Here is a 25,350-nt window from a genome sequence, read left to right on the forward strand (position 1 = left end):
ATTAAAGAACTTCAGAACTAGATTTTTGTAATATATAATGAACAAAAATATCAGACTAATTCTCATAGGAATTGTATGTAGTATTATTTTCTATTCCTTCATAATCTTTGTAACAGATTTTTCAAAAATACAAGAGCAATTATTAAATTTTAAAATTGAATATTTACCAATAATACTATCATTAATTTTTTCAGGAATGTTACTAGTATTCCTAAGATGGCATTTACTTTTGAAGAATTTAGGATTTAATTTACCGATAAAAAGTAATTTAGTTACATTTCTTTCTACTTTAGCATTAGGAATGACTCCTGTTAGGGCTGGGGATCTATTTAGATCAGAAATTCTAAAAAACCGTCATGATTTACCTAGAACAAAAACTGCTCCTTTGGTGATTGTAGAAAGATTTTATGATATTTTGGGTGCAGTAATAGTAGCAAGTGCATGTATTTCATTTTTTGAACCAGCATTGTATATTATGGCAGTATTATCAATTTTTATTATTACAGCATTTGTAATTTTTTCTTCAAAAAATATTTTTAAAAAAATTATCAATAAACTGAAAAAAATTAAATTCATTTCAAAATTTTTTGAGCCATTATTAGATTCGTACGATGTTATACATCAATCCACACGCGGAAAAATTTCCTTAATCTCAATCTTTTTATCCATTTCTCATTGGATAGTAATTTCAATTTCTGTATATTTCATTTTATTGGCATATGATATTACAAATATTGGAATATTGGAAATAATTCCAATATATTTATCATCTGTAGTGGTTGGTGCAGTTTCTTTTATTCCGGGTGGATTGGGAGTTACAGAAGGAAGTTTAGCAGGATTTCTAAATTTATTTATCAATGATATTTCGATTGCGTTGTCACTATCAATAATTATTAGAATTTTTACATTATGGGTAAGTGTTATGGTTGGCTTCATCTTTTTAAAATTTGTTAGTGATGTGTTTTATTCAAAAAATAATCATAAAACTGATATTAAATAATCTATTTTAGAAATATCAATCCTAAGCAAGTTTTTTAATACACATCAAGGATGTTTTTCTATGTTTAAAGGAAAAAAAATTCTAATTACTGGAGGAACAGGTTCCCTAGGTCAAGCATTAACCAAAAAGCTGTTAAGTTATGAACCTGAAGCTATTAGAATTTTTAGTAGAAATGAAAGTAAACAAATTGAAATGGAATCAGAATTTGATAATCCAAGATTAAGATTTTTTATGGGAGATGTAAGAGATTCTGAAAGACTGTATTATGCATTAGAAGATGTGGATATTGTTTTTCATGCGGCCGCACTAAAACATGTTCCAAAAATTGAGTATAATCCATTTGAATCCATTAAAACAAATGTTATTGGTTCTCAAAATGTAATTGATAATAGTTTACGACAAAATGTCGAGAAGGTAATTTGTGTTGGTACTGATAAAGCTGTTTCACCATTGAATACTTATGGCGCAACAAAATTATTAATGGAAAAATTATTTGTTAGTGCAAATAATTATGTCAATCCAGAAAAACATAAAACAAAATTTGTTGCTGTTCGTTATGGGAATGTTATGGGTAGTAGTGGTTCGGTAATCCCAAAATTCATCGATCTAATTAAAAAAAATAAACCTATTACAATTACTGATCTTAAAATGACAAGATTCACAATTACTATGAATGAAGCATTAGAATTCATTCTAAATGCAACACAAGTCGGAAAAGGTTCTGAAATATTCATTCCTGAATTGAAATCTTATGATATGTCAACTTTGATTGAATCATTAAGTGAGTTGTATGGTGAAGCAAAACAAGAAATTGTAGGAATTAGACCTGGAGAAAAATTACATGAAACATTAATCAATCATGATGAAATTCTATATGGATGGAAAATAAATCAGATGTATATGTTAGCAAATCCACATTATGAATTATTTAATCAAAAAAATATTCTAGAAAATTATAATGGAATTGAAAAAATCAATGAAATGGAATCTTATAGTTCTGACGTTGCACAAAAAATTTCAAAAGAAGAATTAAAAAAGAAGATTAGTGAATTAGAATTTAATTAATTCTCCAGTGAACGTATTAAAGAAAATGCTTCTGCCACAGAAAAACCTGATACTGTTCCCCATCTATTACCTATGCTCTGCAATGCCTTAGGAGATCTTGGATGAGGATAATTCTCTATTTCGGTTTTATAACATTCAAGTGCCTTTATTTTACTTGATAATTCACGGGAAATATCTACAAATGTATTTGGTACAAAAACAGATGTGAAATTCCATTCTGTTGATGAGGGAACTTCAAATGAAATTACTTTTTTCACAATCGTATTTTTTTTGGGACGTGTTGCTGTTAAAACTGCATTATAACATGAAACATGATCAACATTCACATCAAATGGAGTATGAGTATAAACTATTTCTGGTTTATAATTTTGAATAATTTTTTCTACAGATTTTGTTAATTCTAAATTTGATACAGTATCCATTTCATTATCGGGATAGCCTAGAAATTCAATATCTGAAACACCCAAAATTTTAGCCGCTTTTTGAGCATGTTTTTTTATTGTTTCAATCTGTTTTTTAATAATTTTTTGCTGGTTTTCGGTAATATCATAATTAGAAGAATTTTTAAAATTAATTGATCTACGTGCAGCGACTCCTGTTGCCATAATAACGATTTTAACTTGATTTTTATTTTTCGTTAATTTTTTTATTGTGCCTCCCATACCTAATACTTCGTCATCTGGATGAGCAACAATTATCAAAACTTTCATTCAATTTCACCTTGTATTGAAAGTTTATTATTATTATAGAAAGCTTTCTTAAAGATAAGTCTCTTTTTCCCAATTTTCATATATGCATTAGGATATGGATCTTCTAACATTCGAATAAAATCATAAAGATATTTTTTTGTATGATTAAGATTTTTTAATTCACTATCTTCTGGTTTACGTCTTTTATACGTTGTAGGTGTACCAATTTGTTTTCGTTCTTTATATTTTCCGTTAATAATTTTTAGTATCATTGAATAATCATTTTTGTACATACGTGAAAAAATTTCTTGTAATGAACCTTGTAAAGAAAGATCTTTTTGTAAAATTATGTTTCCTGCATCAATTTTTTCATTCATTATAAATGCAGTTGTCTTTGTCTTTGTCTTTCCTCTCAAAATTTGATTTTGTATTGGGCTTCCACCACGAAATTTAGGTAATGGTGCTTCATGGAAACACACACATTTGAAATTTCTAACAATTTCTTCAGGTACCTTCCATGACCAATCGGGGAAGAAAATAATTGAAGGATTGATTCTCTTTATTGAATTGTATGTTAATTGTTTTTTTGATTTTATTAGAGTAAAATCAAATTGTTTTCTTAGATTTTCAAAAAGCTTGATTCCATAATCACGATAAGCACAAATAACATATTTCATAATTAATTTGAATTTATCCTATTTTTTAGACTTACTCAATTATCCTATGGTGATAATTCAATGATAAGATTTTTGTAGGTATGTAAAAAAATAATGTAATGATAGAAGGAAAAATTGTTAATTTACGTGCTTTAGAAAAAGAAGATTTAGAATTATTAAAGAAATGGAGAAATGATAAAAAAACTAGAATTCATACCAGAGAATTTAGATTACTAAATATGATTAATCAAAAAAATTGGTTTGAGTCTATTCATAAACAAAATCCACCTAGTGCAATAATGTTTGGGATTGAAACTAAAAAGCAAAAATTAATTGGAGTCTGTGGTTTGACATACATTGATTGGAAAAATAGACATGCAGAAATCTCAAATATTATTTCTATAAATAATTGGCAAAAAACAAAAGAGGCTAAAGATACATTGGATACCCTCATAAAATATGGATTTGATGAATTAAATTTGCATAGATTGTGGGTTGAGATATTTGAAACTATTCCTGAAAATATAAAATTATTTGAAAAAATGAAATTCAAAAAAGAAGGCACATTACATGATAAGTTGTGGAGAAATTCAAGATGGTATGATTCATTTATTTATTCACTAATTAAAAAATCAAAATAATTTCATAGAATTTTTAAAATGAATGAAAAAATTGAACTAAGTGGAATTAAAAAAGCCGATTTATCGGTTATCGTTAAATGGAGAAACAATCATGATATTCTGAAATTTAATACTCAATATTTTTTGTTGAATATGGAACATCAAAAAAAATGGTTTGATGAAATAAATCAAAAAGAATCAAAAAGTAAAATGTTTGTTTTCAAATATAAAAATAAAATTGTGGGAGTAGGTGGTTTGATACATATCGATAATAAAAATAAAAATGCAGATATCGCAATAATTTTAGGTGAGTCTAAGTTGCATGGGAAAGGTCTTGGCACAAAAGCATTACAATTGTTAGTAGATTATGGATTTAAAAAAATGGGACTACACCGAATTGGAGCAGAAATATTTGAATATAATGAAATTTCTTTAAAACTTTTTGAAAAATTAAATTTCAAAAAAGAAGTAGAGATGAGAGATTATCTGTGGAGAGATGGAAAATGGTGGAAGGTATTAACATATTCAATAATTAATTTAAAAAATTAAATATCATTTAGTGTAACCCCATCACCAGATTTAATCTGTTTACGTGATTTTTTATTAATAATTTTTTTTAAGAATCTAGGATCTATTCCTCTTTTTCTATTTCCAGGCCTAAGAATCTCTATATTCTTTCCAAGAATAAATTTTTCACCAATCTCGATTTTTTTCGTTGTTTGTATTGCTCTGTGTGCAAAAATTCTAAGCTCTTTCTCATCATCATGTATTTTTTTAACTGGATTTCCAATAGAAATAACACAATTTCTTAGTGCAGTAACCATTGTTTTTAATTCAATTGGGTCTAATGCAAAATAATGATCAGGTCCTTCTAATGATTTATCTAATGTAAAATGTTTTTCAATAATCGTTGCACCAAGTCCTACAGCAGTAATAGGCGCAATTAGAGGATCAGTACTATGATCTGATAATCCTACCGGAATCTTATACTTAGTTTTAAAATTAGATATTACTGATAAATTTAATGAGTTAATTTTTGCAGGATATTTTGATGTACATTGAAGTAAACATAATTGATTATTATCAAATTTTTTCATAGTTTTTATTGCAAAATTAATCTCTTCAAGTGTAGACGCACCAGTTGAAATTATTACCGGTTTTTTTGTTTTTGCTAATGCCTCTAACATAGGAATATGATTAATTTCATAAGATGCAAGTTTGTGAATATTCACAAATTTATCTATTGCATGAATATCTTTTATTGAAAAAGGTGTAGACATAAACTCAATACTATATTCTTGACATATTTTTTTCAGTAAAGGTAACATCTTGTATGACATAGAAAATTCATCAAAAATTTCATTGACACTTTTTGTTATTCCTTTTTTAGACAAATAATTACTCATCCCCGCATTTTCTACATATACACTCGAATCATAGGTCTGAAATTTTATTGCATCTGCACCACAAACAGAAGCAGTTTTAATTAATTTTCTAGCTTGGGCTAGATCTTGTTTCTTAGTTCCACATTTCCAATTTGAACCTGCTTCAGCAATTATGAAAACTTCGGATGGATTTCTAATTTTTTTATAGATGGGTTTCATACTCTCAAATTTCTAAAGTGATTTATTAATAGTGTCTATAATTTTCTTAATTTCGGATTTTTTAAGATTAGGATGTATTGGTATTGTTACAATTTTTTTTCCTACAGATTCAGTTTCAGGTAAGGAAATATTTTTTTTATACATACTCATTAGATGTATTGGTTTGTAATGTGTTCCAGTTTCAATTCCATTTTTGTACAATTTTTCTCTAAATCTCTGACGATTTTTAACCAAAATCCAGTATAAATGATAAGAACATTTTTCATTAAATGACATTTTTGATTCAATATTTATTTTGTTGAAATATTGTTTTGCAATCTTTTTTCTTATTTCATTGAATTTATCTAATTTCTTTAATTGTTCTAAACCAATTCCGGCTGAAAACTCATTCATGTAGTAATTCCAACCTAATTCCTTTACATCATAATCTGTGTCGTTTCTATCTGTTATTCCACACCATCTTCTTGAAAATAATAATTTTTGAAATTTAGTACTATCTTTATGATTTATTGCAATTAATCCTCCCGTAGGCATTGCAAGATTTTTTACAGGATGAAAGCTAAAGCAAACAGCAGTTCCATGTGAACCAATTTTTTTCTTGCCAAATTTTGTTCCTACCGCATGTGCTGCATCTTCAATAACATGTAATCCATTTTTCTTTGCAATTTTTAAAATTTTATCTAAATTACATGGCATCCCACCAAAATGAACTGGCATTATTGCAATAGTATTTTTTGAAATTTTATCTTTAATTTTCTCAGGATCAATACAAAGTGATTTGGGTTCAATATCAACAAAGATAGGTTTTCCTCCATTTTCTACAATTGCATGTGCAGTTGAAACAAAACTCATAGATGGCAAAATCACTTCTTTATTTCTAATATTGAATAATGATAATGCCAGATTCAATGCTGCGGTTCCACTGTTTACAGCTACACAGGAATCTGCAGATACATATTTCTTAAATTTACTTTCAAATTTTTGTACATTTCCGGAGCCTGAACCAGAAGCCCAAAATTTACTATCCAATGTTTTTAGAAGTACTCTTCTTTCAGATAGATCAGTTACGGGATTAAATAATTTAATTATTTTTTTCATGGCTAGTATTTTTTAAAAATTCCTCATCATCTTTTAATGATCTTTCATATCCATCATGTTTAATATGATTATTCATTTCAATTAATCTTGGTTCATTTTGAAATAATTCCACAACATTGATGAGATGAATAGGTCTTGTTTCAATCTTTTTTATAATTTTCTCAATTAATTTAAAATCATCATCAGTATCCACCGTGCAGCGTAAATGTGAAATATTCTGATGATAAGAATAATTTTTATGTTCAAAGAGGTCTTTATTTTTAATTAAATATGGAGTTACATGTTCTCTTTCAGAAGGTAATCTTGAATCTTTCCAAGCTTTTTCTAACGACTTAAAATTAAAAATTTCTACTGCAAATCCTAAAGGAAATGTTTTTGGATATTCAGTAGTCATATAATCACATTTTGAATTGAGAAATTCGTTAATTACTTTATCAACAATTTCTGGATCAATCAATGGATTATCCGATGTAATACGAACTATTATTGGAAATTCAAATTTTTTTGCACAATTATAATATCTATCAAGTACATCTTCTGAACTTCCTCTAAAATATTCTAAATTATTTTGTTCACAAAAATCAATAATGAAATTATCATTTTCTAGTGTGGTTGTTGCAATTATTATTTTATTAATATATCTTGAAAATTTTAATTGTTCAAGTTGGAATTTTAACATAGGAATTTCATTATTGAGCTTTTTCATAGCTTTACCTGGTAATCTAGAAGAGCCCATTCTAGCCTGAATAATACACCCAATCATGAAGAATAATTTTACTTCTATCTATTTAATTCTAGGATCAAATTAAAAGAAATGATTCGTGAAAGTTTTAAAGGTAATTTTTAACAAAATGACATTAAAGAATTAAAATGAAAGATAAATTACTTGTATGGCTTAGTGGAGATGTATTACATTTTTGCATGAGCCATTTTTTAAATAAAAAATTTGGATATGATATTAATGCAATTATTGATGTCCCAAATAAACCAAAAATTTTTTTTCAGAATCAAAAATTTGTTGATTTCCAAAATGTTTGGTATTTTCATGAACATTTGAAAGATTTATCTAAGAAACCAAATTTAGATTACCTAAAAAAATTTGAAAAAGAATATGACATAAACCTTCAGCAATTAGCAATAAATGAAAGAATATTTTATAGATTCAATGATTTTTATAATTTCTCATCAGATGAAATTTTGAATATTTTAGAATACGAATGTAGATTATTTGAAGAAATAATTGATAAAGCGAAACCTGATTTCTTTCTAACTCCATTAACTGCATTTCATCATCATCAATTATTTTATGAGATGTGTAGAAAAAAAGATATCAAAACTTTAGTGATTTACATGTCTAAATTTGGTCATAGATGTGTAATATCTCAAGAAGTAAACAAATTAGATTTTGAACCACAATTAAATAGCTTTGAAAGTATGGGTAGAAATTTTAATGAACTATTAGATAATTTTCAATCATTTAATATTTCAAAACAAATTGATGATTATAAAAAAAGTTTTGGTGGTTCTAAACTAACTAAAATACAAGCAGTAAGTAATTTCTTATTTTATAATTATTCTACTAATAAAACACATTATACATACTACGGTAGAAAACGCTCTAAAGTTGTATTAAATGAAATAAAAAAAAATAATCTTGTGCGTAATCGAAAATCATTCATTGATAAAAAATTATTAAAGAAAATTCCTAAAAATTACAAATTAGTTTATTATCCTTTACATATTGAACAAGAAAGAAATTTACTGATAGCTGCACCATTTTATATAAATCAAATTGAGTTGATCAGAAATATTGTACAATCATTACCTATAGAGTATAAATTAATTGTAAAAGAACATCCTGCACAAGAAACTAGAGAGTGGAGAAATATATCAGAATATGAAGAAATAATGGATATACCAAATGTATTTTTGATGCATCCCGAAGTTTCATCAAATGAGATTTTGAAAAAATCTTCATTAGTTATTACAATTGGAGGTACAAGTGGTTTAGAAGCAAATTTCTATCAAATACCATCAATCATTCTAAGTGAAATGGATTACTCAGTTCTTCCATCTACTGAATTTGTAAATAATATACAAGATCTTCCTGAAAAAATTAAACAAAGTCTTCAGAAAAAAGTTGTTGCAGATGATTTAGATAAATTTGTTCAATTATACCAAAAGAACTCATTTGAATTTGATTATATGCAATTTGTATCAAAATATTGTGGAAGTTTTTACTATAATGGAAATCTTCTTGATGCTGAAATTAATGCTAAAGATATGAAATCATTCATAGATGAGAATCAAGAAATCATACTTAAAGTGACAAATGAACATATTAAAAAGATTGAACAATTTAAAAAATTATCATCAAAATGAAAATGAATCAAAATATAAAATTAAAAAAAATTTATGACAAGACTTTTAAAAAAAAGAATAGAGTTCGGGAAACTGATGAATTTAAAGAAGTTTTAAAAATAGATCAATGGACCGGTAAAACTATTCTTGATGTGGGCTGTGGAACAGGAAAATTAGCTTACATGATAGCAAAAAAAGGTGGTAAAGTAAAAGGAATTGATTATTCTACCACTGCAATTGAAACCGCATTATCAAAGTATAGTCATCCAAATTTATCATACGAAAAAGTTGATGTTTCTAAAAAAATTTCTGGGAAATATGATGTAATAATTTCAATTGGAACTTTAGAACATATGGATCAACCTTATACAATGTTGAAAAAATTTAAAAGCCATTTGAAGCCACGAGGAAAAATAATTCTCACCAGTCCAAATTGGGCAAATCCTCGTGGTTTTATTTTAATGACATTATGGGCATTATTTGATGCTCCAATAACATTGGCGGATCTTCATTATTTGACACCTGTTGATTTTATTAAATGGGCAGAACAATTAGAATTGAAACTTAATTGGAAAACTATTGAACATTCATGGGGTGGTGGTGATAAACTAATTGCTGATCTAAAACAGAGATTACCAAAAGTTTTCAAAGATATGAAAATGAATGTTAAACAGCAAAAAATTGATCTATTCTTAAAATGGATAAATCAGAGAGTAGTGCCAATAACCCAATTATCAGAAGAAGGTGGAGCCATTGGAATCTATGTATTATCTAAAAGAAAATAATTCTATAAAATATTGAACATTTATTCATTCTAAACCATCGCAAGTACTAAATAGCAAAATTGCTTTTTTTTATTATGTCTAAAGATTTGATTGGAATTTGTGACTTAACACATACTGCTACTGGTTCGTATGCCACAAACTTAATGCCATATCCTATAGCCTCAATCAAATCTTACTTAATGCATTTCTCTGAAAACAAAGATGATTTTGAAGTGAAAATTTTCAAGGATCCTAAAAAATTCATTGAATGGTATTTATCTAATAAACCAAAAATTGTTGGATTTTCTAACTATGTTTGGAATAAGGAATTATCATGTGAATTGGCACGTGAAATAAAATCTAAAGACCCGGACACATTGATAATATTTGGTGGTCCTAATTTCCCTTTAGATGATCCAAGTAGAGAAAAATGGTTGAAACAACATACTGAAGTGGATCTATACATTATTGGAGAAGCAGAAGAATCATTTACCAAAATTATTGACATATGGCACAAAACACATGATCTAAACACAATTAAAACAACTGATGTCATAGGATGTTTTGCAATTGTTAATGATAAATTATTCAAATCTAGTGAATTCAGTCCTCGCATCCCAAAATTAGACTCAATTCCTTCACCATATCTGGAAGGATATCTTGATGAATTCTTGTCTGATTCAAAACTTTCACCGTTACTTGAATCAAATAGAGGTTGTCCATTTACTTGCACATTCTGTGTTGATGGTATTAAAGATCGTTCACGTGTTTATTATAAAGAAGTCTCTAGATTTGAAAAAGAACTAGAGTATATTGCAACACATTATGAAGGTAAAGTTCTGACATTAGCAGATCTAAATTTTGGTATGTATAATCAAGACATAGAAATTTCAAATGCAATAGCGAACATAAAAGAGAAATTCAATTATCCATATTATATTCAAGTTTCTACAGGAAAGAATAACAAACCTAAGGTTCTAAAATGTGCGGAAATTTTGAAAGGAAGTATGAGTTTAGCTGCATCAGTTCAATCACTTGATAAAGAGGTTTTGACAAAAATTAAACGAAAAAACATTCAGGAGGATCAATTACTTGATATGACAAAAGCAGGAAATAAAATGAGTGCAAATACATATTCTGAAGTAATTTTAGCTTTACCTGGTGATTCGAAGGAAAAACATATGGATACTGTTTTGAAATTAGCTGATTCTGACATGAATTTAATCTCAATGTATCAATGTATGATTTTAGAAGGTTCTGAAATGGGTTCAAAATCTTCAAGAGATCAATGGAAAATGGGAACAAAATTTAGAGTTCTTCCAAAATGTTACGGTGTATACAATTTTGATGGAAAAGAAATTCTATGTGCAGAAATTGAGGAAATTTGTGTTACAACTGAGAGTTTGCCGATTGAAGATTATTACGAATGCCGATTGTTTGCATTAACTGAAGGATTATTTTATCAGGATAGGGTTTTAGTTGAAATGTATAGATTTTTAGAAAATTTTGGAATCAAGGCTTCAGATGTACTAAGGCAATTGCATAAAAACAAAGAAAAGTTCTCAGAAAAACTATTAGCATTGTATTCTTCTTTTTATAATGATACAAGAACTGAACTTTGGGATTCTAAAGATGAATTAAGGGAATTCATAAAATCAGACAGAACCGTAATTGATAGATACTATAAAGGTGAATTAGGAAAAAATGTTTTATTTAGACATAGAGCAATTGCAGCCTTAGAATTATCCGACAGTATTCATGATGAAGTATTCAAAATTATTGAAGAAATGTTAAAAATTAAGAATAATCAGGCATATTTACAGTATAAAGATTATCTGAACGAACTAAAAGAATTTAGTAAATTAAGAAAAAGAAATGTATTTGATTACGAAAAACAATATGAATCTGAATTTAATTATGATTTTAAGACTTTGATGGAAAAAGATTTTGAAATTTTGCCACAAAAATTAGAAAAATCAGTTAAGGTTAGATTCTTTACAAATGATGAAAAAAAATTAATGATTAAGGAACAAATTGCTGAAAGAGGTTCTGATGTTGACGGTATTGGCAAAATTTTATCAAGAACACTAGGGTCAATGCTATTGAGAAATGTTGAATTTGAAAATATTGCATATGAACAAAGTAAAAAAGAAAAGATGGTAAAAGAAATTGAAATTCTTGAAAAAGATGTGGGAATAAATCAATCACCTGGTGAATTTGTTTAAAATGAAGAATTCACTAAAAATAAAATGTAAAAAAATTAAATTAGTTGTAACTGATGTTGACGGTGTTCTAACTGATGGTGGTCGTTATTTCTCTAGTACTGGTGAATTATTAAAAAAATTTCATGTACGTGATGGTATGGCTGTCAATTTATTATTGAGAAATAATATTAAAACAATAATCTTAACAAAAGAAACATCCAAAATCACAAAGTCATGGGCAAAATCAATGAATATAACAAAAGTATATTCTGGTGCAAAAATTAAAGAAGAAAAATTAAAAAGTATCTGTGATTTTTTTGATACAACCCCAATAGAAATGGCATTTATTGGTGATGATGTAAATGATATTAATTTACTAAAAAAAGTCGGAATATCTGCATCACCATCTGATGGAATATCTCAAGTAAAAAAAATGGTAGACTACGTATGCAAAAATTCTGGAGGAAATGGTGCATTTAGAGAATTAGCTGACTTAATTCTTCAATCAAAATTTCCTAAGAAAACAAATTGGTATTAAGTTATATTAATTAGCAATTTTTTAAAAGTAATAATGGTCTTTATTGTTGCTGAAATTGGCATTAATCATAATGGAAGTATTGATACTGCTAAAAAATTAATTGATGTTGCAGTTTCAGCTGGTTGTGATGCGGTAAAATTTCAGAAACGCTCGGTTGAAAAAGTTTATTCAAAAAAACTCTTAGATTCTCCGCGTGATAGCCCATGGGGAAAAACCCAACGAGCACAAAAAAATGGATTAGAATTTTCAATATCACAATATAAGATAATTGATAGATACTGTAAATCTAGAAAAATTCCATGGTACGTATCATGCTGGGATATTGATAGTCAAACATCTATGAGAAAATTCAAAACAAAATATAACAAAGTTGCTTCTGCAATGTTAATTCATACAAAACTTTTGGAAACAATTGCAAAAGAAAAAAAATATACTTTCATTTCAACTGGAATGAGCTCAATGAAAGAAATTGAAACTGCAGTAAAGATCTTTAAAAAATTCAAATGTCCCTTTGAATTAATGCATTCACATAGTGCATATCCGATGCCGGTATCTGAAGCGAATTTGAAAATAATTCAAACTTTAAAAAAACAATTCAAATGTAATGTAGGGTATAGTGGTCATGAAAGTTCATCATATATCGTAAGTCTTTCTGCTGTATTACTAGGAGCAACATCTATTGAACGGCATATTACACTTGATCGTTCAATGTATGGAAGTGATCAAGCAGCTTCTCTTGAACCTGATGGGTTACATAGATTAGTTAGAGATATCAGAATTGTTGATCAAATGCTGGGTAATGGAAAAAAACGTATTTGGGAATCAGAATTACCTGCTAAAAAGAAATTAAGAGAGATTCTTACTTGATATTATAAAATGAAAAATTTAATTGAAGAATCAATTCTGTCTCGTATAGATATAATTCATAATTCTACTTCTCTTTCAAATGAAATTGAAGAATCTATCCAAAAAATTATAGAATGTTTAAAAAATCAGAAAAAAATTATTCTTTTTGGAAATGGAGGTAGTGCAGCAGATGCTCAACACATCGCCGCTGAATTTATTGGTAGATTCAAAAAAGAACGGAATTCTTTACCGGCAATTTCATTAACAACTGATACTTCGATAATAACTTCTATTTCTAACGATTATTCTTTTGATAATATTTTTAGTCGTCAATGTGAAAGTTTAGTTAATTCTGGAGATGTTGTAATTGCAATATCTACAAGTGGTAATTCCAAAAATATTGAATTAGGAATTAATGCATCAAAACAAAATGGTGCATTAGTTATAGGATTGTTAGGTAATAATGGTGGAATGGTTAGAGAACTTGTCGATATACCTATCGTCATAAACTCTACGGATACTGCAAAAATTCAGGAAATGCATCGAATTATTTATCATATAATCTGTGATTTTGTTGAAAAAAATTTATAATTTATTTTTGATATAATCTATTGATCTAACTGGTGATGGATCAATATTATTTAAAACTCCATGATATATGCTACAATAATCGAACAGAAATATTAGATTCACAATTTTTGATAAAATATTTCCTGAAATTGAATTGATCTCAAAAAATTCAATATTCTCTTTGTCAAAAAATTCAATTAATACTTGCCATCTTTCTTTTGTTTTAATAAAATCATCTTTTCCTCTAATCAAAATTGGTTTTATTTTTGATTTTTTTTCCCATGCAACAATTCCATTATGACAGGCTTCTATCACATCTTCTGTTATAACGTGCATTTTTGAGTTTTCTTGTAAGGAATTTTTAAAGCGTATTGCTGCTGATTGTAATCCCCATGGATAATAAATCAATGGAATATCATTAATCCATTTAGCAAGTTCTAATGAAGTATTATCTTCTTTCAAATTTCCAGAAAAAATCGTTTTTTTTGTTTTTTCTAATTCATTTACTGCTTCTAAAAGATTAATTGATTTGATCGGTATTGATTGTTCAAGACTTTTTAGCATTGTAAATAGAAATTTTGTAAATGATGCCCTAGGTGAATGAATCATTGGAATTTTTTGATAAAATATGTCATTTTTTGAACAAAAATTCTCTATATCCCCACCAGAAGAAAAAGCAGCTATATGCGCATCTGTTTTTTTTGCATTTTCCAGGATTGCTAATGTTTCTCTTGTATTTCCCGAAATACTTGTAGTTACAACTAATGAATTTTTATCTAAATTATTAGGAATATGATATCCTTTAACGGTGGTAACATGAATATTTTCTTTTGATAAAATAGAACTGATAACGTCCCCTATTGAACCCGAACCTCCCATGCCTGAGAAAACTACATGGTTTATTCCTTTGATATCTAATTTCTCTTGATCACTTTCTAAACTGTTTTTTGATATGTTTGGCCAATCATCATAAACTTTATGCATTTTTTGTGTATCAATTCGCTCTAAATCTTTGATATCCATTCTCTAATTTTCCTTATAATCTCTTGTAAAATAGTTAACTACAAAATTAAATGTAAAAAAATAATATATGCCTAATTAATTTTTCATATATGAGCCTAAAAACTGTTGAATGGAAAGATAATTCAGTCATAATGATTGATCAAACTAAATTACCAAATATCTTGGAATACGTAACTTATACGGACTATAATCAAGTAGCTGAAGCAATCCGTACTCTTGTGGTAAGGGGTGCCCCTGCAATTGGAGTATCTGGTGCATTTGGGCTTGCACTTGCATCATTACAAAGTGATGCAACTGAAAAAAATGATTTAATCTCTTACATGGAAAATGCAAAAAAAATCCTGTTTGAAACAAGACCTACTGCTGTGAACCTTGCTTGGGGATTAGATAAAATCATGGAAGTTGCTAACGAGGCATCTTCTGTTGAAGAAATAAAAAAAAATGTTGTTGCACATGCTAAAAAAATGGCGGAAGAAGATATTCAAATTAATATGACTATGGGAAAAAATGGTTCTCAATTATTTAATGACAATGATACTATTATGACTCACTGTAATGCAGGTGCATTAGCAACTGTTGGGTATGGAACTGCATTGGGAGTTATTCGTGCTACCAAAGATAGTGGAAAAAATATCAAAGTAATAGCTACTGAAACGCGTCCTATTCAACAAGGTTCCAGATTGACTGCTTTTGAATTAAAACATGATGGAATTGATGTTAGTCTAATTCCAGATACTGCAGTGGGTTATTCAATGGCAAATGGTCTAGTAGACAAAATTATTGTTGGTGCAGATAGAATCTTACGAACAGGTCATGTTTACAACAAAATTGGAACATATCAGGTAGCAACTATGGCAAATCAACATGAAATCCCATTTTATGTTGCAGCGCCGCTCTCTACATTTGATATGAAGAGTAATCCTGAAGATGTAATAATTGAACAACGAAAAGGATCTGAAGTTACTGGAATTGGTGATAAAAAAACTGCACCTGATGGAATTAATGTAATTAACCCTGCATTTGATATGACTCCTCCTGAATTAATTGCTGGAATAATTACAGAGAAAGGTGTTGCAAAAGCACCATTTGAAGAATCCATAAAAAAATTATTCCAAGCTAATTAACATCAAGTTTTTATTCATTTCATGCTACTTTTTTTTAATGAGTACAGTCAATGTAGAAAACGTACGTGATTCACTCAAGAAGTGTATGGATCCAGAAGTGCCATTGAGTATTGTAGATATGGGACTAATTTATGGAATTGATGTAACTGAAAATAATGATGTAAATATCAAAATGACAATGACAACTAAAGGCTGTCCTTTGCATGAGACAATGGTTGACGATGTCAAAAGATATGCAAAAAAAGTTTCTGGTGTAAATAATGTTGATGTAGAAATTGTTTGGGATCCTCCTTGGACCATGGATAAAATGTCTGATGAAGCAAAAGCTATGATGAAAACAATGGGTTCTCAAAATACTCCTGCTCCTATTAACTATGAAACTGCTGTACCACAAGGTGTTGGAAATTTAGTGAAACAAGAAGATGGCTCTTTGGTTCTAGCAAATGAACACGAACAAGGATTTATGGTAAATCAAGCAATCATTGACTTTTGGAAATCTTGTAATGGACAGAGAAAGGTTACAGAACTAGTAGATATGTTTGCTCAGCAAACTGGATTACAAAGAACCCAAGTTGAAAAAGAAGTTATGCAATTATTGAAACAACTTCATGAGGGTGGATTACTAGTAATTCCAAACCAAAATGACGCTCCAAATGTTGAATTTAAAAAATCTAATTAAATTTCTTTAATTTCTGTTATTTTTGCTAACACTGAATCCATTTTAACTATGGCACGTTTATCTTCCCATCCTAATGCTACATACCAATCACCTGCATCATCATCATATTTTGTTTCAAGTGTCTTGATTTCTTTGGAATCTGTTTTGTATTCTTTTAAAATTCCAGATGTTGCAAGTGATATTGCATCTTTTTCTGTCTTCAGTCTTCTATCCATTAATCCAATGCCAGGACTCATAACATTACTTGAAAATAATGTCTAATATACTTATTATATAAAAAAAGGGCCCGATGGGATTCGAACCCACGGCCTGGTGGTCCGAAGCCACCCGCTCTATCCAGGCTGAGCTACGGGTCCAAAAAAATAAGCATTTAACTGGTGTAAATATCTGTCTGAGTTATGAAAATATCAAAAAAAGTTGCAGGTGTGGAATATGCAATTAGAGATATTGTTTCTGCAGCACGTGAAATAGAATTACAAGGAACAACTGTTGATTATCTCAACATCGGTGATCCTGTACAATCTGGATTTCAACCACCACAAAATGTCAAACAGGCTATGATTGATGCAATAAACAATGGTAATAATTTCTATACTCGTTCTGAAGGATTAACTGAATTAACTGAAGCAATTGCAAAAAAAGAAAATGCAAAGGGTTTGTCAATACCATCTGAAAATATACTTGTAACAAATGGCGTTTCTGAAGGTTTGGACATGGTTATCTCTTCTATAGTTGAAGAAGGTGATGAAGTTTTACTTCCAGGACCATATTATCCTCCATACGCTTCATACGTTAGATTGCATGGAGGAATTCCAATTGAGTTTTCAGTTGATTTGAACTCATCATCTCCAGACATTGATGACATTAAAAGTAAAATTACTTCAAAAACTGTTGCAATTTGTTTAATCAGCCCAAATAATCCAACTGGTTTGGTATTCAATGAAAATGCTTTAAGACAAATTGTTGATGTAGCAAATGAACACAATCTATACATCATCTGTGATGAAATTTATGATCAAATAGTTTTTGATGAAAAATTTACTGGAATTGGAAAAGTTGCTGGAGATTCTCCTGTCATAATTCTCAATGGTTTTTCTAAAGTACATCTAATGTCTGGATGGAGAATTGGATATATTGCATTTAACAACTCACCACAACTTGATAACATTCGAGAAAATCTTCCAAAACTTGCTAGAGTAAGAATTTCAACAAATTTACCTGTTCAATATGCTGCTTTGGAATCTCTAACTGGTCCTCAAGATTATATTCCAAAATTTGTCTCAGAATTAAAAGTACATAGAGACTTTGTAATAAAAAGACTAAATGAAATGAATGGTATTTCATGTTCAAACCCAAAAGGTGCATTTTATGCATTTCCAAAAATTGAACAAAATAAATTCAATTCTGATAAGGAATTTGTTTTAGAATTATTGAAGCAAAAAGGAGTACTCACCGTTCATGGTTCTGGATTTGGTGAACAATATGGAAGTGGGCATTTCAGAATTGTCTATTTGCCAAAAATGGAAATATTAGAATCAGCTATGAATAAAATAGAAGATTTTGTTCGTTAATATTTCCAGTTTGAAAATTCTTTAGGCAAAATCTCAATTATGCAGTCTGTATCGTCCAATAACTCTTTGGCAGATTTATTGTCTAATGATTTGAAATATCGTAAGAGAATTTTTTTTGCAATTCTGTTCACTGTTTTCTTTTCTTTTAATAATTTTGCAGTTCCTTTTCCCATCACGCCAAAAATATTTGGCGCGTTAACACCTACATCAATACAAAAACTAACTTTTCTATGTTTTTTGATATTCTTTGCTTTCTGAGTTTTAGTATTTGTTCCAACATAGATCTTTTTTGCACTATACATGTACCAAACAGGAACAATATGTGGTGAATTCTTCTCGTCAATAGTTGCCAGATGAAGAATTTTTTCTTTTTTCAAAAATTCAGTTTGTTTTGACATTTGGTTTTCTGTACCCCCAGCCAATTAAAATTAATCCAAAAGCAATCATTCCAACTGAAATTTTTTCATTAGTTATGTCTGGTCCTAATAAAAAATCAAGTGCAAACTCTGGACTCCATAAAATCATATTTCTAATTAAAACAATTCCTGCCATTATGATAAACAAAACTCCCATTGCAGAGAACCAGTTTCTCCCTCTACGTGAATATTCACTACTCATGATAAAACATTGTTCTTAATCGTTTTAAATTATTTTAATTCCAGGATTTTTCATCTTATTTCTTATCATTGCATTAAGAAGCAATGGAGTTGACATTTCAACAAGATATGCTAATGCACCTGGTCCAAGATAAATTGGTCTTAAACCTTCAATTTCATTAATTAATCCATTTACTACTTCCACTGACTCTTTACTATCTCCTGCAACAAATATGTCATAATCTAATTTTAAAGTTGGATTAACGAGTTTTTTTTCAGAAATTACATGAAATGCTGAAACAAGTTTTGTTTTATCTTTCATATGTTTCTCTACTGTTTGATGTGAAAATGGTTTATTTTCTTTTATTGCAACGCATTCAAAACCAGTGTCTGTTTTTGTCATAGGAACAATTGGTGATACAACAACACAGTTATCATTAATCTGTGGTAATAACTCTGAGCAAATTGCATCAATATTTTCATACGGAATTGATAAGACTAGAATATCTGATTCTTTAGCAACTGTTGTGTTATCTGTACCTGTGATATTTCCATTAATAGAACCATATGCCTCTTTTACTAATTCTGAATATTCTTGAGCTGATGCATTTGCACGTTCAGCATCTCTTGAACCGATCAAAACATTATGATCTTTGCACCATCTAACGGCAAAACCTTTTCCCATTCCACCAGTTCCACCAATGATACCAACTTTCATGAATGCGCTCTGCCAATGTTATTATTATCTCTATTGAAGACAAATTCGTAATAGAACATGATAATTTTTCTTAGACATGGACAGGCTGAAAACAACACCAAAAAAATTCTAGCAGGTAGAACTCCTGGAATTAACCTGACTGAACAAGGAAGGGAACAAGCTGAACAGGCTGGTGAGATGATTAAATCGCTTAACATCTCTGCAATTTACTCTAGTCCAATTGATAGAGCAATGCAAACTGCAGAAATTGTTGGAAAACATTGCAATCTAAAGCCAATCTCTGATGATCGACTAATCGAACTTGATATGGGAAAATTTACGATGGTCCCTTACAATGAAATATTTGAAAAACACGGAAATGTATTCCTAAAATTCTACGAAGGTAGTCTTGAAATCAGTCATAATGGCGTTGAATCCTTTTCAGAAGTCCAAAAACGAGTTTTTGATATTGTGGACTTTGTAAAAAATGAACACAAAGATGAAAATGTAGTTTTGGTAACTCACATGGATCCAATCAAAGCAATGATCGGAAAGGTTCTTTCTTTAAAACCTGAGATCTTATTTCAATTAATAGTTGCAAATGCCTCGCTCAATATCTTCAAATACGACGATCAAAATTATTATCTAAGTTCGATCAACTCTATGAACTCTTCACGTTTTCATGAGACTTTTTAACAAAAATCCTCCAAACTTTTAAATAGAAATTTTCGACCACGCGTAATTAACCGGTAAAATATGAAAGTAATAATTGGCTTAGGCGCAATATTGGGACTTTTATTCGTCCTACCTGCTGCAGAACAAGTATTCGCTGCAGGATCTGAAGTTGGAGAATATTTAGATAGAAAAGCCGCAATTTGGGGATTATTCTATAGATTAATGATTGTCGCATTTACAGTAGGAACTGTAGTTTCTGGATTGATTGTTTGGTTGGTTCTAAGATTTAGAGAATCAAATCCAAAAGCAAAACCAACATCTTACGAGGCTGCAGGATCGTGGTAAAATGAGCGGACACTCTACTTGGCCAGAATGGGTTTACGTTGGTGTTGTAATTGCATTGTTATGTTATGTAGGTGCAGAAGCTTGGAACATTGAAAGAATAGTTGAACATGTTCCAGAAGATGCAGAAATTATCAAAGTTACTGGACAACAATGGATTTGGACATTTGAACATGAAGATGGAACTAAAGAGATAGGTGAACTACATGTTGAAAGAGGAAAAGCGTACAAGTTTGAGATAACATCAAAAGACGTTATTCATTCATTTAACATTCATGATTATGTTGTTTTGTTGGATGCAGTACCTGGACGAGTTAATACGGTTTGGTTCTCACCAACAGAAGCTGGTGAATTTGATATTCAATGCAGAGAGTATTGTGGACTGATTCATTACAACATGCGTGGAACACTTATTGTGGAGGAAAAAGGAGCCTGATTTGATATGGTATTAGAATTACAAAAACCAAGACCAATTTGGCAAATTATGTTTTCAACACATCACACCGATGTTGGTCTGCTATACCTGATTACATCTTTAGCATTCATGTTCATGGGTGGAGCACTTGCACTGCTCTTGAGAGTCGAACTGTTCAGCCCAGGTGTTCAAATAATTGCTGATTCAATGACATACAACAGAATCTTTACAGTTCACGGTACTACTCTGATCTTCTTATTCATTTTGCCATCTGCATCTGCATTTGGAAATTATCTTGTTCCAATTATGGTCAGATTCAAAGACATGGCATATCCAAAATTAAATGCAGTAGCATTCTGGATGATTCCCCCAGCAGGTGCACTCATCTGGTTAGGATTTGCAGACTTTACTTGGTATGCATACCCAACATATTCTGTAGTTAGTGCACCGGGTCCTGCTGCAGACATGTGGATATTTGGACTGAAAATTTTAGGTGTGTCATCAATACTTGGTTCAATTAATTTCGTAGTTACAATTATGAAGTGTAAACATCCTGATTTACCATTAAGTAAAATGCCGCTATTAGCTTGGGCATATCTTACATCATCATTAATCACTCTAGTTGCAGTTCCAACATTTGCTGCAGCGCTGTTAATGTTGTTAACTGATAGATTAGGAGCATCTGGATTTTTCAATCCTGCAATGGGCGGAGACCCGATTGCGTATCAGCATTTGTTCTGGTTTACTTTCCATCCTGAAGTATACATCTTGGTAATTCCTGCTATTGGTTTCATGTATGAAATATTCCCACGTTTCTCAAGAAAACCAATCTTTAGTCATAGCTCTGGAGTAGCCGCATTTACTTTGCTAACTATTGTCGGATTTGCATCTTGGGCACATCACATGTATGCAACCGGAATGTCATTTACAGAAAAGACAGTATTCATGGTCGGAACTCTAGCAGCAGTTCCAGCATCTGCAATGCACACATTCAACTTCCTTGCAACCATGTGGGGCGGAAGAATCAAGTTTGCAACACCAATCATGTGGGCTGTAGGTGGAATAGCACTATTCTTCTCTGCTGGAGCAGGTGGTGTCGTAAACAGCGCAATGCCATTAGACTTTATCACTCACGACTCTTACTGGGTAGTCGGACACTTCCATCTATTTGTCATGGGTACAATTCTCTTCGGTACAGTCGGATTCGTATACTACTTCTTCCCATACGTAACCGGCAGAATGTACAACGAGGCAATGGGTAAAATCCACTTTATCTTATCTTTCGTAGGAACTGTTCTAGTATTCTTTACACAACATATCTTGGGACTCTTTGGAATGCCAAGAAGAATTTATGATTATCCAGCAATTCCGGAATGGGTCCAAATGAATATTATAATTTCAATTGGCGCATTCATCATCGGTATCGGTATGGCAATCTTCCTTGGTAACTTAGTTTGGAGTGCAGCAAAAGGAAAACCAGCAGATATGGACGATCCATTCGGCTTAGGCGGAAAATATTACTTCCCATATCAGGCAAAGAACCCATCACATTAGGAGAATAAAATGGCACAAGTAGAAATAAACGATCCGATTTACAGAACAACCCCTGAACGTACAACCAAGATGATGGTTATCATGTTGGGAATCTGTATTGCAGGTGGCGGAATTTTCTTTGGAATGTGGGATTATTGGATTTCTATGCCTCCACCAGCAGGTCTCTTAACTGGAGATGTTGGCGGTGATGATCATGGTGGTTCTGATAAAGGCTCAGGTGCAGTTACTTTAACAGGAGTAGAAATCAATTCAGCATTATCATTTATTGAAAGTAGTGACTTTAGAGTTCTGGCGTTTAATGCACTGCCTGGAGAAGAAGGTGCAAACCCAACTATCAACGCAAACGTTGGCGATAAAATTATCTTTGATGTAGTTAATGATGGAAAATCATTCCACGCATTTGGTGTTACAAAAGACACTGAAGGCTTTTCAAATCTTATACCAGGTTCTGAGGTTGCATCTATGAATGAACCACTAAAACCTGGTGAAAGCGGAGTTTCTGAATTTATCCCAACCGAACCTGGTACATACTACTACATTTGTACAGTTCCAGGTCACAGAATGCAAGGAATGGTTGGCGAAATTGTTGTAACTGGTGCAGGTGCACCGGCAGCTGCAGCACCACCAACTGGTGTATCACACGACTTTACTTTTGACTTTGTAGAAAGTGATGATTTTAGAACTTTAGGATTTGACAAATTACCTGGCGAAGATGGAGCAAACCCTGAAATCCGTGTAAACTCTGGTGATGAAATTACAGTTACTACTGTTAACGCAGGAAAATCTTTCCACGCATTTGGTGTTGTATCAAACCCTGATGACTTTACAAGTGTTGTTTTTGATTCTGAAATCGCTGCAGCAACAAATCCATTAAAACCTGGTGAATCTGGCTCTGTAACATTCTTAGCCGGTGCTCCTGGTACATACTACTACATCTGTACAGTTCCTGGACATGCATTGCAAGGTATGCAGGGCACATTCATTGTAGAGTAATTTGATTCTAAAATATCTCGCATTAGCATCTCTTGTAATACTATATTCACTGATGTTTGTTGGTGGATACATCTCTGCAGCTGGATTAGGTTTAACCTGTCCTGAATGGCCATTATGTCCTAACGGCATAATGCCTAATGAGGAATATTTCATTGAATGGGTTCATAGACTAGTTGCAGCAACAACAGGTGTTCTTATTCTAGCAACCACTATTGGTGCCTGGATAAACAGAGATGCAGGCAGGAAAATCAAATTTACAAGTGCATTTGCAAGCGCTCTTGTAGTCACCCAGATTACTCTTGGTGCATTGGTAATAGATACCCAACTACATGCTGTTCTAGTTGCGGTTCATCTTGGTATAGGAATACTGCTATTTGCAATGACTCTACTTACAGTATTATTTGCATTTAGACTGGGCAAGCAAGTAATAGAATCTAAGGTTTAGTTCGTTTTTTTAGTATTCTAGGAACATAAACAATTCCAATAACTCCACCAAAAATTATTCCTCCTGCTGCAATTGCTCCTATGAAAACATAACCAAATGGTGATTGTGTACTTATGTTGAAAGAAAACGTCAAAACTCCGCCATCTGATGCAGCGTCATACAAATCTACACGAAATATGTGATTTCCTGACTCTTCAAAAATAAAGTCTTTTTCCATATGTCCTCCGTCATAAGACTCTGGTCTCCATGTGATTATCTGTTCTTCATTGTAAAAAATTCTATTTCCCATCATGAATCTGTCAACCTCTTTGCCATCTTGATCTGTAACCCTAATCAAAACCTGTGATCTCTCGCCAATCTGTGGGAACTCAGGTTGAGTTGCGATCTGTACTCTATAATCTCCTAATGTTTGTTCAGATGAATTAAACAATGAATGTCCGTACGCATCAGTTGTTGCACTGATCGATACAAAAAGTAATGGTAAAATGAAAAAGATTCTTAAAGTTCCATTCATACCGTTACTTGTTCTCCGATCAATATATTGTAAATCAAAAACTGGCTTGAAAATCGTGTAAAGCTTTAAATGCTCTCTGAAAAGAGTCACAAATGTTGACTGTAGTTAAGAAATCAATCGACATCAAAGCACCAGTAGACACTGTGTTTACCTATTTTGCAAGACCAGAACATGTTTCTGATCAAATGTCTGACAAAGGAGTTGGCATGACTGTCATTCCTATGGATATTAAAGCAGGTATGGGTGTAGGAACAACATTCAGAGTAATTGGTGACTTTAGTGGAAAACGACTAGAGTGGGATTGTGAGACAACTGAGTTTGTTAGAGGCGAAAAAATCTCTGCTAAACAAATCAAAGGTAAATTCAAGAAATGGGAAATTACCACAGAATTCAAAGAACTCTCTGATAATCTTACAAATGTTAGCATGACTGTTGACTATGAAATGCCATTAGGTCCACTAGGCAATATTTTAGACAAAGTAAAGTTTGCAAAATCTGCTGAAAATGGACTTGAAACAGCACTTTTCAAAGTAAGAGGACTCTTAGAAGGAAATGGTTCAATTCCAGTTTACATCACATTAGATGCATACCAAAAACTTCTTGCAGAAAAGAAAAAGATGAACAATGTTCCAGTTTCAACTGTATTAACTGCAATTCTCGAGAAGTTTGAACAAGAACCAGAAATCAAAAACTAATCATATCCCAAG

31 protein-coding genes and 1 tRNA gene are annotated in these 25,350 nt (G+C 30.8%); 20 read left to right on the forward strand and 12 right to left on the reverse strand.

Annotated features, from left to right (window positions below; all coding sequences use genetic code 11):
• The first annotated feature begins 37 nt into the window (after positions 1–37).
• Entirely contained in the window at positions 38–1,000 is a 963-nt protein-coding gene (locus T478_RS00900; protein ID WP_048104458.1) for a lysylphosphatidylglycerol synthase transmembrane domain-containing protein, read from the forward strand.
• 60 nt (positions 1,001–1,060) lie between these two features.
• Positions 1,061–2,065, forward strand: a complete 1,005-nt coding sequence (locus tag T478_RS00905; RefSeq protein WP_048104462.1) for a polysaccharide biosynthesis protein — start codon at positions 1,061–1,063, stop codon at positions 2,063–2,065.
• On the opposite strand, the gene T478_RS00910 is transcribed toward T478_RS00905, so the two are convergent.
• Complete coding sequence (locus T478_RS00910) at positions 2,062–2,775, reverse strand: PIG-L deacetylase family protein (RefSeq protein ID WP_048104464.1); 714 nt, start codon at positions 2,773–2,775, stop codon at positions 2,062–2,064. The genes T478_RS00905 and T478_RS00910 overlap by 4 nt on opposite strands.
• On the reverse strand, positions 2,772–3,431 hold the full coding sequence (locus T478_RS00915; protein ID WP_048104465.1) for a formyltransferase family protein: 660 nt from the start codon (positions 3,429–3,431) through the stop codon (positions 2,772–2,774). The genes T478_RS00910 and T478_RS00915 overlap by 4 nt, the downstream gene beginning before the upstream one ends.
• A gap of 98 nt (positions 3,432–3,529) precedes the next feature.
• Between T478_RS00915 and T478_RS00920 the strand changes: the two genes are divergently transcribed.
• A complete protein-coding gene (locus T478_RS00920) occupies positions 3,530–4,051 on the forward strand; it encodes a GNAT family N-acetyltransferase (RefSeq protein WP_048104466.1) in 522 nt (173 codons plus the stop codon).
• An 18-nt stretch (positions 4,052–4,069) separates the two neighbouring features.
• Complete coding sequence (locus tag T478_RS00925; RefSeq protein WP_048104468.1) at positions 4,070–4,579, forward strand: GNAT family N-acetyltransferase; 510 nt, start codon at positions 4,070–4,072, stop codon at positions 4,577–4,579.
• On the opposite strand, the gene T478_RS00930 is transcribed toward T478_RS00925, so the two are convergent.
• From T478_RS00930 to T478_RS00940, 3 genes are read right to left on the reverse strand one after another with little or no spacing between them, the layout of a single operon-like run.
• Positions 4,576–5,634, reverse strand: a complete 1,059-nt coding sequence (locus T478_RS00930; protein ID WP_048104469.1) for an N-acetylneuraminate synthase family protein — start codon at positions 5,632–5,634, stop codon at positions 4,576–4,578. The two genes, T478_RS00925 and T478_RS00930, sit on opposite strands and share 4 nt — an antisense overlap.
• A 12-nt stretch (positions 5,635–5,646) precedes the next feature.
• On the reverse strand, positions 5,647–6,732 hold the full coding sequence (locus T478_RS00935) for a DegT/DnrJ/EryC1/StrS family aminotransferase (protein WP_048104470.1): 1,086 nt from the start codon (positions 6,730–6,732) through the stop codon (positions 5,647–5,649).
• Positions 6,716–7,495, reverse strand: a complete 780-nt coding sequence (locus tag T478_RS00940) for a cytidylyltransferase domain-containing protein (protein ID WP_048104471.1) — start codon at positions 7,493–7,495, stop codon at positions 6,716–6,718. Before T478_RS00940 ends, T478_RS00935 begins: the two co-directional genes overlap by 17 nt.
• Before the next feature lie 107 nt (positions 7,496–7,602).
• Between T478_RS00940 and T478_RS00945 the strand changes: the two genes are divergently transcribed.
• From T478_RS00945 to T478_RS00970, 6 genes are all read left to right on the forward strand, one after another.
• A complete protein-coding gene (locus T478_RS00945) occupies positions 7,603–9,114 on the forward strand; it encodes a capsular polysaccharide export protein, LipB/KpsS family (RefSeq protein WP_048104472.1) in 1,512 nt (503 codons plus the stop codon).
• Positions 9,115–9,116: 2 nt separating this feature from the next.
• Positions 9,117–9,878 carry a class I SAM-dependent methyltransferase gene (locus T478_RS00950; RefSeq protein WP_160271561.1) on the forward strand — a complete coding sequence of 254 codons (762 nt, stop codon included), beginning with the start codon at positions 9,117–9,119 and terminating at the stop codon, positions 9,876–9,878.
• 74 nt (positions 9,879–9,952) lie between these two features.
• On the forward strand, positions 9,953–12,082 hold the full coding sequence (locus T478_RS00955; protein WP_048104475.1) for a B12-binding domain-containing radical SAM protein: 2,130 nt from the start codon (positions 9,953–9,955) through the stop codon (positions 12,080–12,082).
• Position 12,083: 1 nt separating this feature from the next.
• Entirely contained in the window at positions 12,084–12,599 is a 516-nt protein-coding gene (locus T478_RS00960; RefSeq protein WP_048106672.1) for a KdsC family phosphatase, read from the forward strand.
• A gap of 33 nt (positions 12,600–12,632) precedes the next feature.
• The gene (locus T478_RS00965) at positions 12,633–13,466 is read left to right on the forward strand and encodes an N-acetylneuraminate synthase family protein (RefSeq protein WP_082008713.1); all 834 of its coding nucleotides are present in this window, start codon (positions 12,633–12,635) and stop codon (positions 13,464–13,466) included.
• Between the two features lie 9 nt (positions 13,467–13,475).
• Entirely contained in the window at positions 13,476–14,036 is a 561-nt protein-coding gene (locus T478_RS00970) for a D-sedoheptulose-7-phosphate isomerase (RefSeq protein ID WP_048104477.1), read from the forward strand.
• Here T478_RS00970 and T478_RS00975 read toward each other — a convergent pair.
• Entirely contained in the window at positions 14,031–15,038 is a 1,008-nt protein-coding gene (locus T478_RS00975) for an SIS domain-containing protein (protein ID WP_048104480.1), read from the reverse strand. The genes T478_RS00970 and T478_RS00975 overlap by 6 nt on opposite strands.
• Before the next feature lie 89 nt (positions 15,039–15,127).
• Here T478_RS00975 and mtnA point away from each other — a divergent pair, with 89 nt between their 5' ends.
• Complete coding sequence (gene mtnA, locus T478_RS00980) at positions 15,128–16,162, forward strand: S-methyl-5-thioribose-1-phosphate isomerase (RefSeq protein WP_048104481.1); 1,035 nt, start codon at positions 15,128–15,130, stop codon at positions 16,160–16,162.
• Between the two features lie 37 nt (positions 16,163–16,199).
• Positions 16,200–16,841: a PqqD family peptide modification chaperone gene (locus tag T478_RS00985; protein ID WP_048104485.1), complete on the forward strand. Its 642-nt coding sequence runs from the start codon at positions 16,200–16,202 to the stop codon at positions 16,839–16,841.
• Here the strand turns inward: T478_RS00985 and T478_RS00990 are convergent.
• Both T478_RS00990 and T478_RS00995 read right to left on the reverse strand, forming a co-directional pair.
• Positions 16,838–17,077, reverse strand: a complete 240-nt coding sequence (locus T478_RS00990) for a hypothetical protein (RefSeq protein ID WP_048104487.1) — start codon at positions 17,075–17,077, stop codon at positions 16,838–16,840. The two genes, T478_RS00985 and T478_RS00990, sit on opposite strands and share 4 nt — an antisense overlap.
• 45 nt (positions 17,078–17,122) lie before the next feature.
• Positions 17,123–17,197: transfer RNA gene (locus tag T478_RS00995), tRNA-Arg, on the reverse strand.
• A 42-nt stretch (positions 17,198–17,239) separates the two neighbouring features.
• Here T478_RS00995 and T478_RS01000 point away from each other — a divergent pair.
• On the forward strand, positions 17,240–18,412 hold the full coding sequence (locus tag T478_RS01000) for an aminotransferase class I/II-fold pyridoxal phosphate-dependent enzyme (protein ID WP_048104488.1): 1,173 nt from the start codon (positions 17,240–17,242) through the stop codon (positions 18,410–18,412).
• Here T478_RS01000 and T478_RS01005 read toward each other — a convergent pair.
• From T478_RS01005 to npdG, 3 genes are read right to left on the reverse strand one after another with little or no spacing between them, the layout of a single operon-like run.
• The gene (locus tag T478_RS01005) at positions 18,409–18,810 is read right to left on the reverse strand and encodes a pyridoxamine 5'-phosphate oxidase family protein (RefSeq protein ID WP_048104489.1); all 402 of its coding nucleotides are present in this window, start codon (positions 18,808–18,810) and stop codon (positions 18,409–18,411) included. The genes T478_RS01000 and T478_RS01005 overlap by 4 nt on opposite strands.
• A complete protein-coding gene (locus T478_RS01010; RefSeq protein WP_048104490.1) occupies positions 18,794–19,030 on the reverse strand; it encodes a hypothetical protein in 237 nt (78 codons plus the stop codon). Before T478_RS01010 ends, T478_RS01005 begins: the two co-directional genes overlap by 17 nt.
• A 24-nt stretch (positions 19,031–19,054) precedes the next feature.
• Positions 19,055–19,726 carry an NADPH-dependent F420 reductase gene (gene npdG, locus T478_RS01015; protein ID WP_048104491.1) on the reverse strand — a complete coding sequence of 224 codons (672 nt, stop codon included), beginning with the start codon at positions 19,724–19,726 and terminating at the stop codon, positions 19,055–19,057.
• Positions 19,727–19,783: 57 nt separating this feature from the next.
• On the opposite strand from npdG, the gene T478_RS01020 reads away from it, so the two are divergent.
• Genes T478_RS01020 through T478_RS01045 form a run of 6 tightly spaced genes read left to right on the forward strand, consistent with a single transcriptional unit; the run spans position 19,784 to position 24,129 of the window.
• A complete protein-coding gene (locus tag T478_RS01020) occupies positions 19,784–20,401 on the forward strand; it encodes a histidine phosphatase family protein (protein ID WP_048104492.1) in 618 nt (205 codons plus the stop codon).
• Positions 20,402–20,461: 60 nt separating this feature from the next.
• Entirely contained in the window at positions 20,462–20,725 is a 264-nt protein-coding gene (locus tag T478_RS01025) for a cytochrome c oxidase subunit II (RefSeq protein ID WP_048104495.1), read from the forward strand.
• A 1-nt stretch (position 20,726) separates the two neighbouring features.
• On the forward strand, positions 20,727–21,158 hold the full coding sequence (locus T478_RS01030; RefSeq protein WP_048104497.1) for a cupredoxin domain-containing protein: 432 nt from the start codon (positions 20,727–20,729) through the stop codon (positions 21,156–21,158).
• A gap of 6 nt (positions 21,159–21,164) precedes the next feature.
• The gene (locus T478_RS01035) at positions 21,165–22,691 is read left to right on the forward strand and encodes a cytochrome c oxidase subunit I (RefSeq protein ID WP_048104498.1); all 1,527 of its coding nucleotides are present in this window, start codon (positions 21,165–21,167) and stop codon (positions 22,689–22,691) included.
• A 9-nt stretch (positions 22,692–22,700) separates the two neighbouring features.
• Positions 22,701–23,684 carry a plastocyanin/azurin family copper-binding protein gene (locus T478_RS01040; protein ID WP_048104500.1) on the forward strand — a complete coding sequence of 328 codons (984 nt, stop codon included), beginning with the start codon at positions 22,701–22,703 and terminating at the stop codon, positions 23,682–23,684.
• A gap of 1 nt (position 23,685) precedes the next feature.
• Positions 23,686–24,129 (forward strand): COX15/CtaA family protein, encoded by a 444-nt coding sequence (locus tag T478_RS01045; protein ID WP_048104502.1) that lies wholly within the window; start codon positions 23,686–23,688, stop codon positions 24,127–24,129.
• On the opposite strand, the gene T478_RS01050 is transcribed toward T478_RS01045, so the two are convergent.
• Complete coding sequence (locus T478_RS01050; RefSeq protein ID WP_052433816.1) at positions 24,119–24,643, reverse strand: hypothetical protein; 525 nt, start codon at positions 24,641–24,643, stop codon at positions 24,119–24,121. The two genes, T478_RS01045 and T478_RS01050, sit on opposite strands and share 11 nt — an antisense overlap.
• A 95-nt stretch (positions 24,644–24,738) precedes the next feature.
• Between T478_RS01050 and T478_RS01055 the strand changes: the two genes are divergently transcribed.
• Positions 24,739–25,338 (forward strand): SRPBCC family protein, encoded by a 600-nt coding sequence (locus tag T478_RS01055; protein ID WP_048106678.1) that lies wholly within the window; start codon positions 24,739–24,741, stop codon positions 25,336–25,338.
• The last annotated feature ends 12 nt before the right edge of the window (positions 25,339–25,350 follow it).

Source organism: Candidatus Nitrosopelagicus brevis (assembly GCF_000812185.1).
GTDB classification, from domain to species: domain Archaea; phylum Thermoproteota; class Nitrososphaeria; order Nitrososphaerales; family Nitrosopumilaceae; genus Nitrosopelagicus; species Nitrosopelagicus brevis.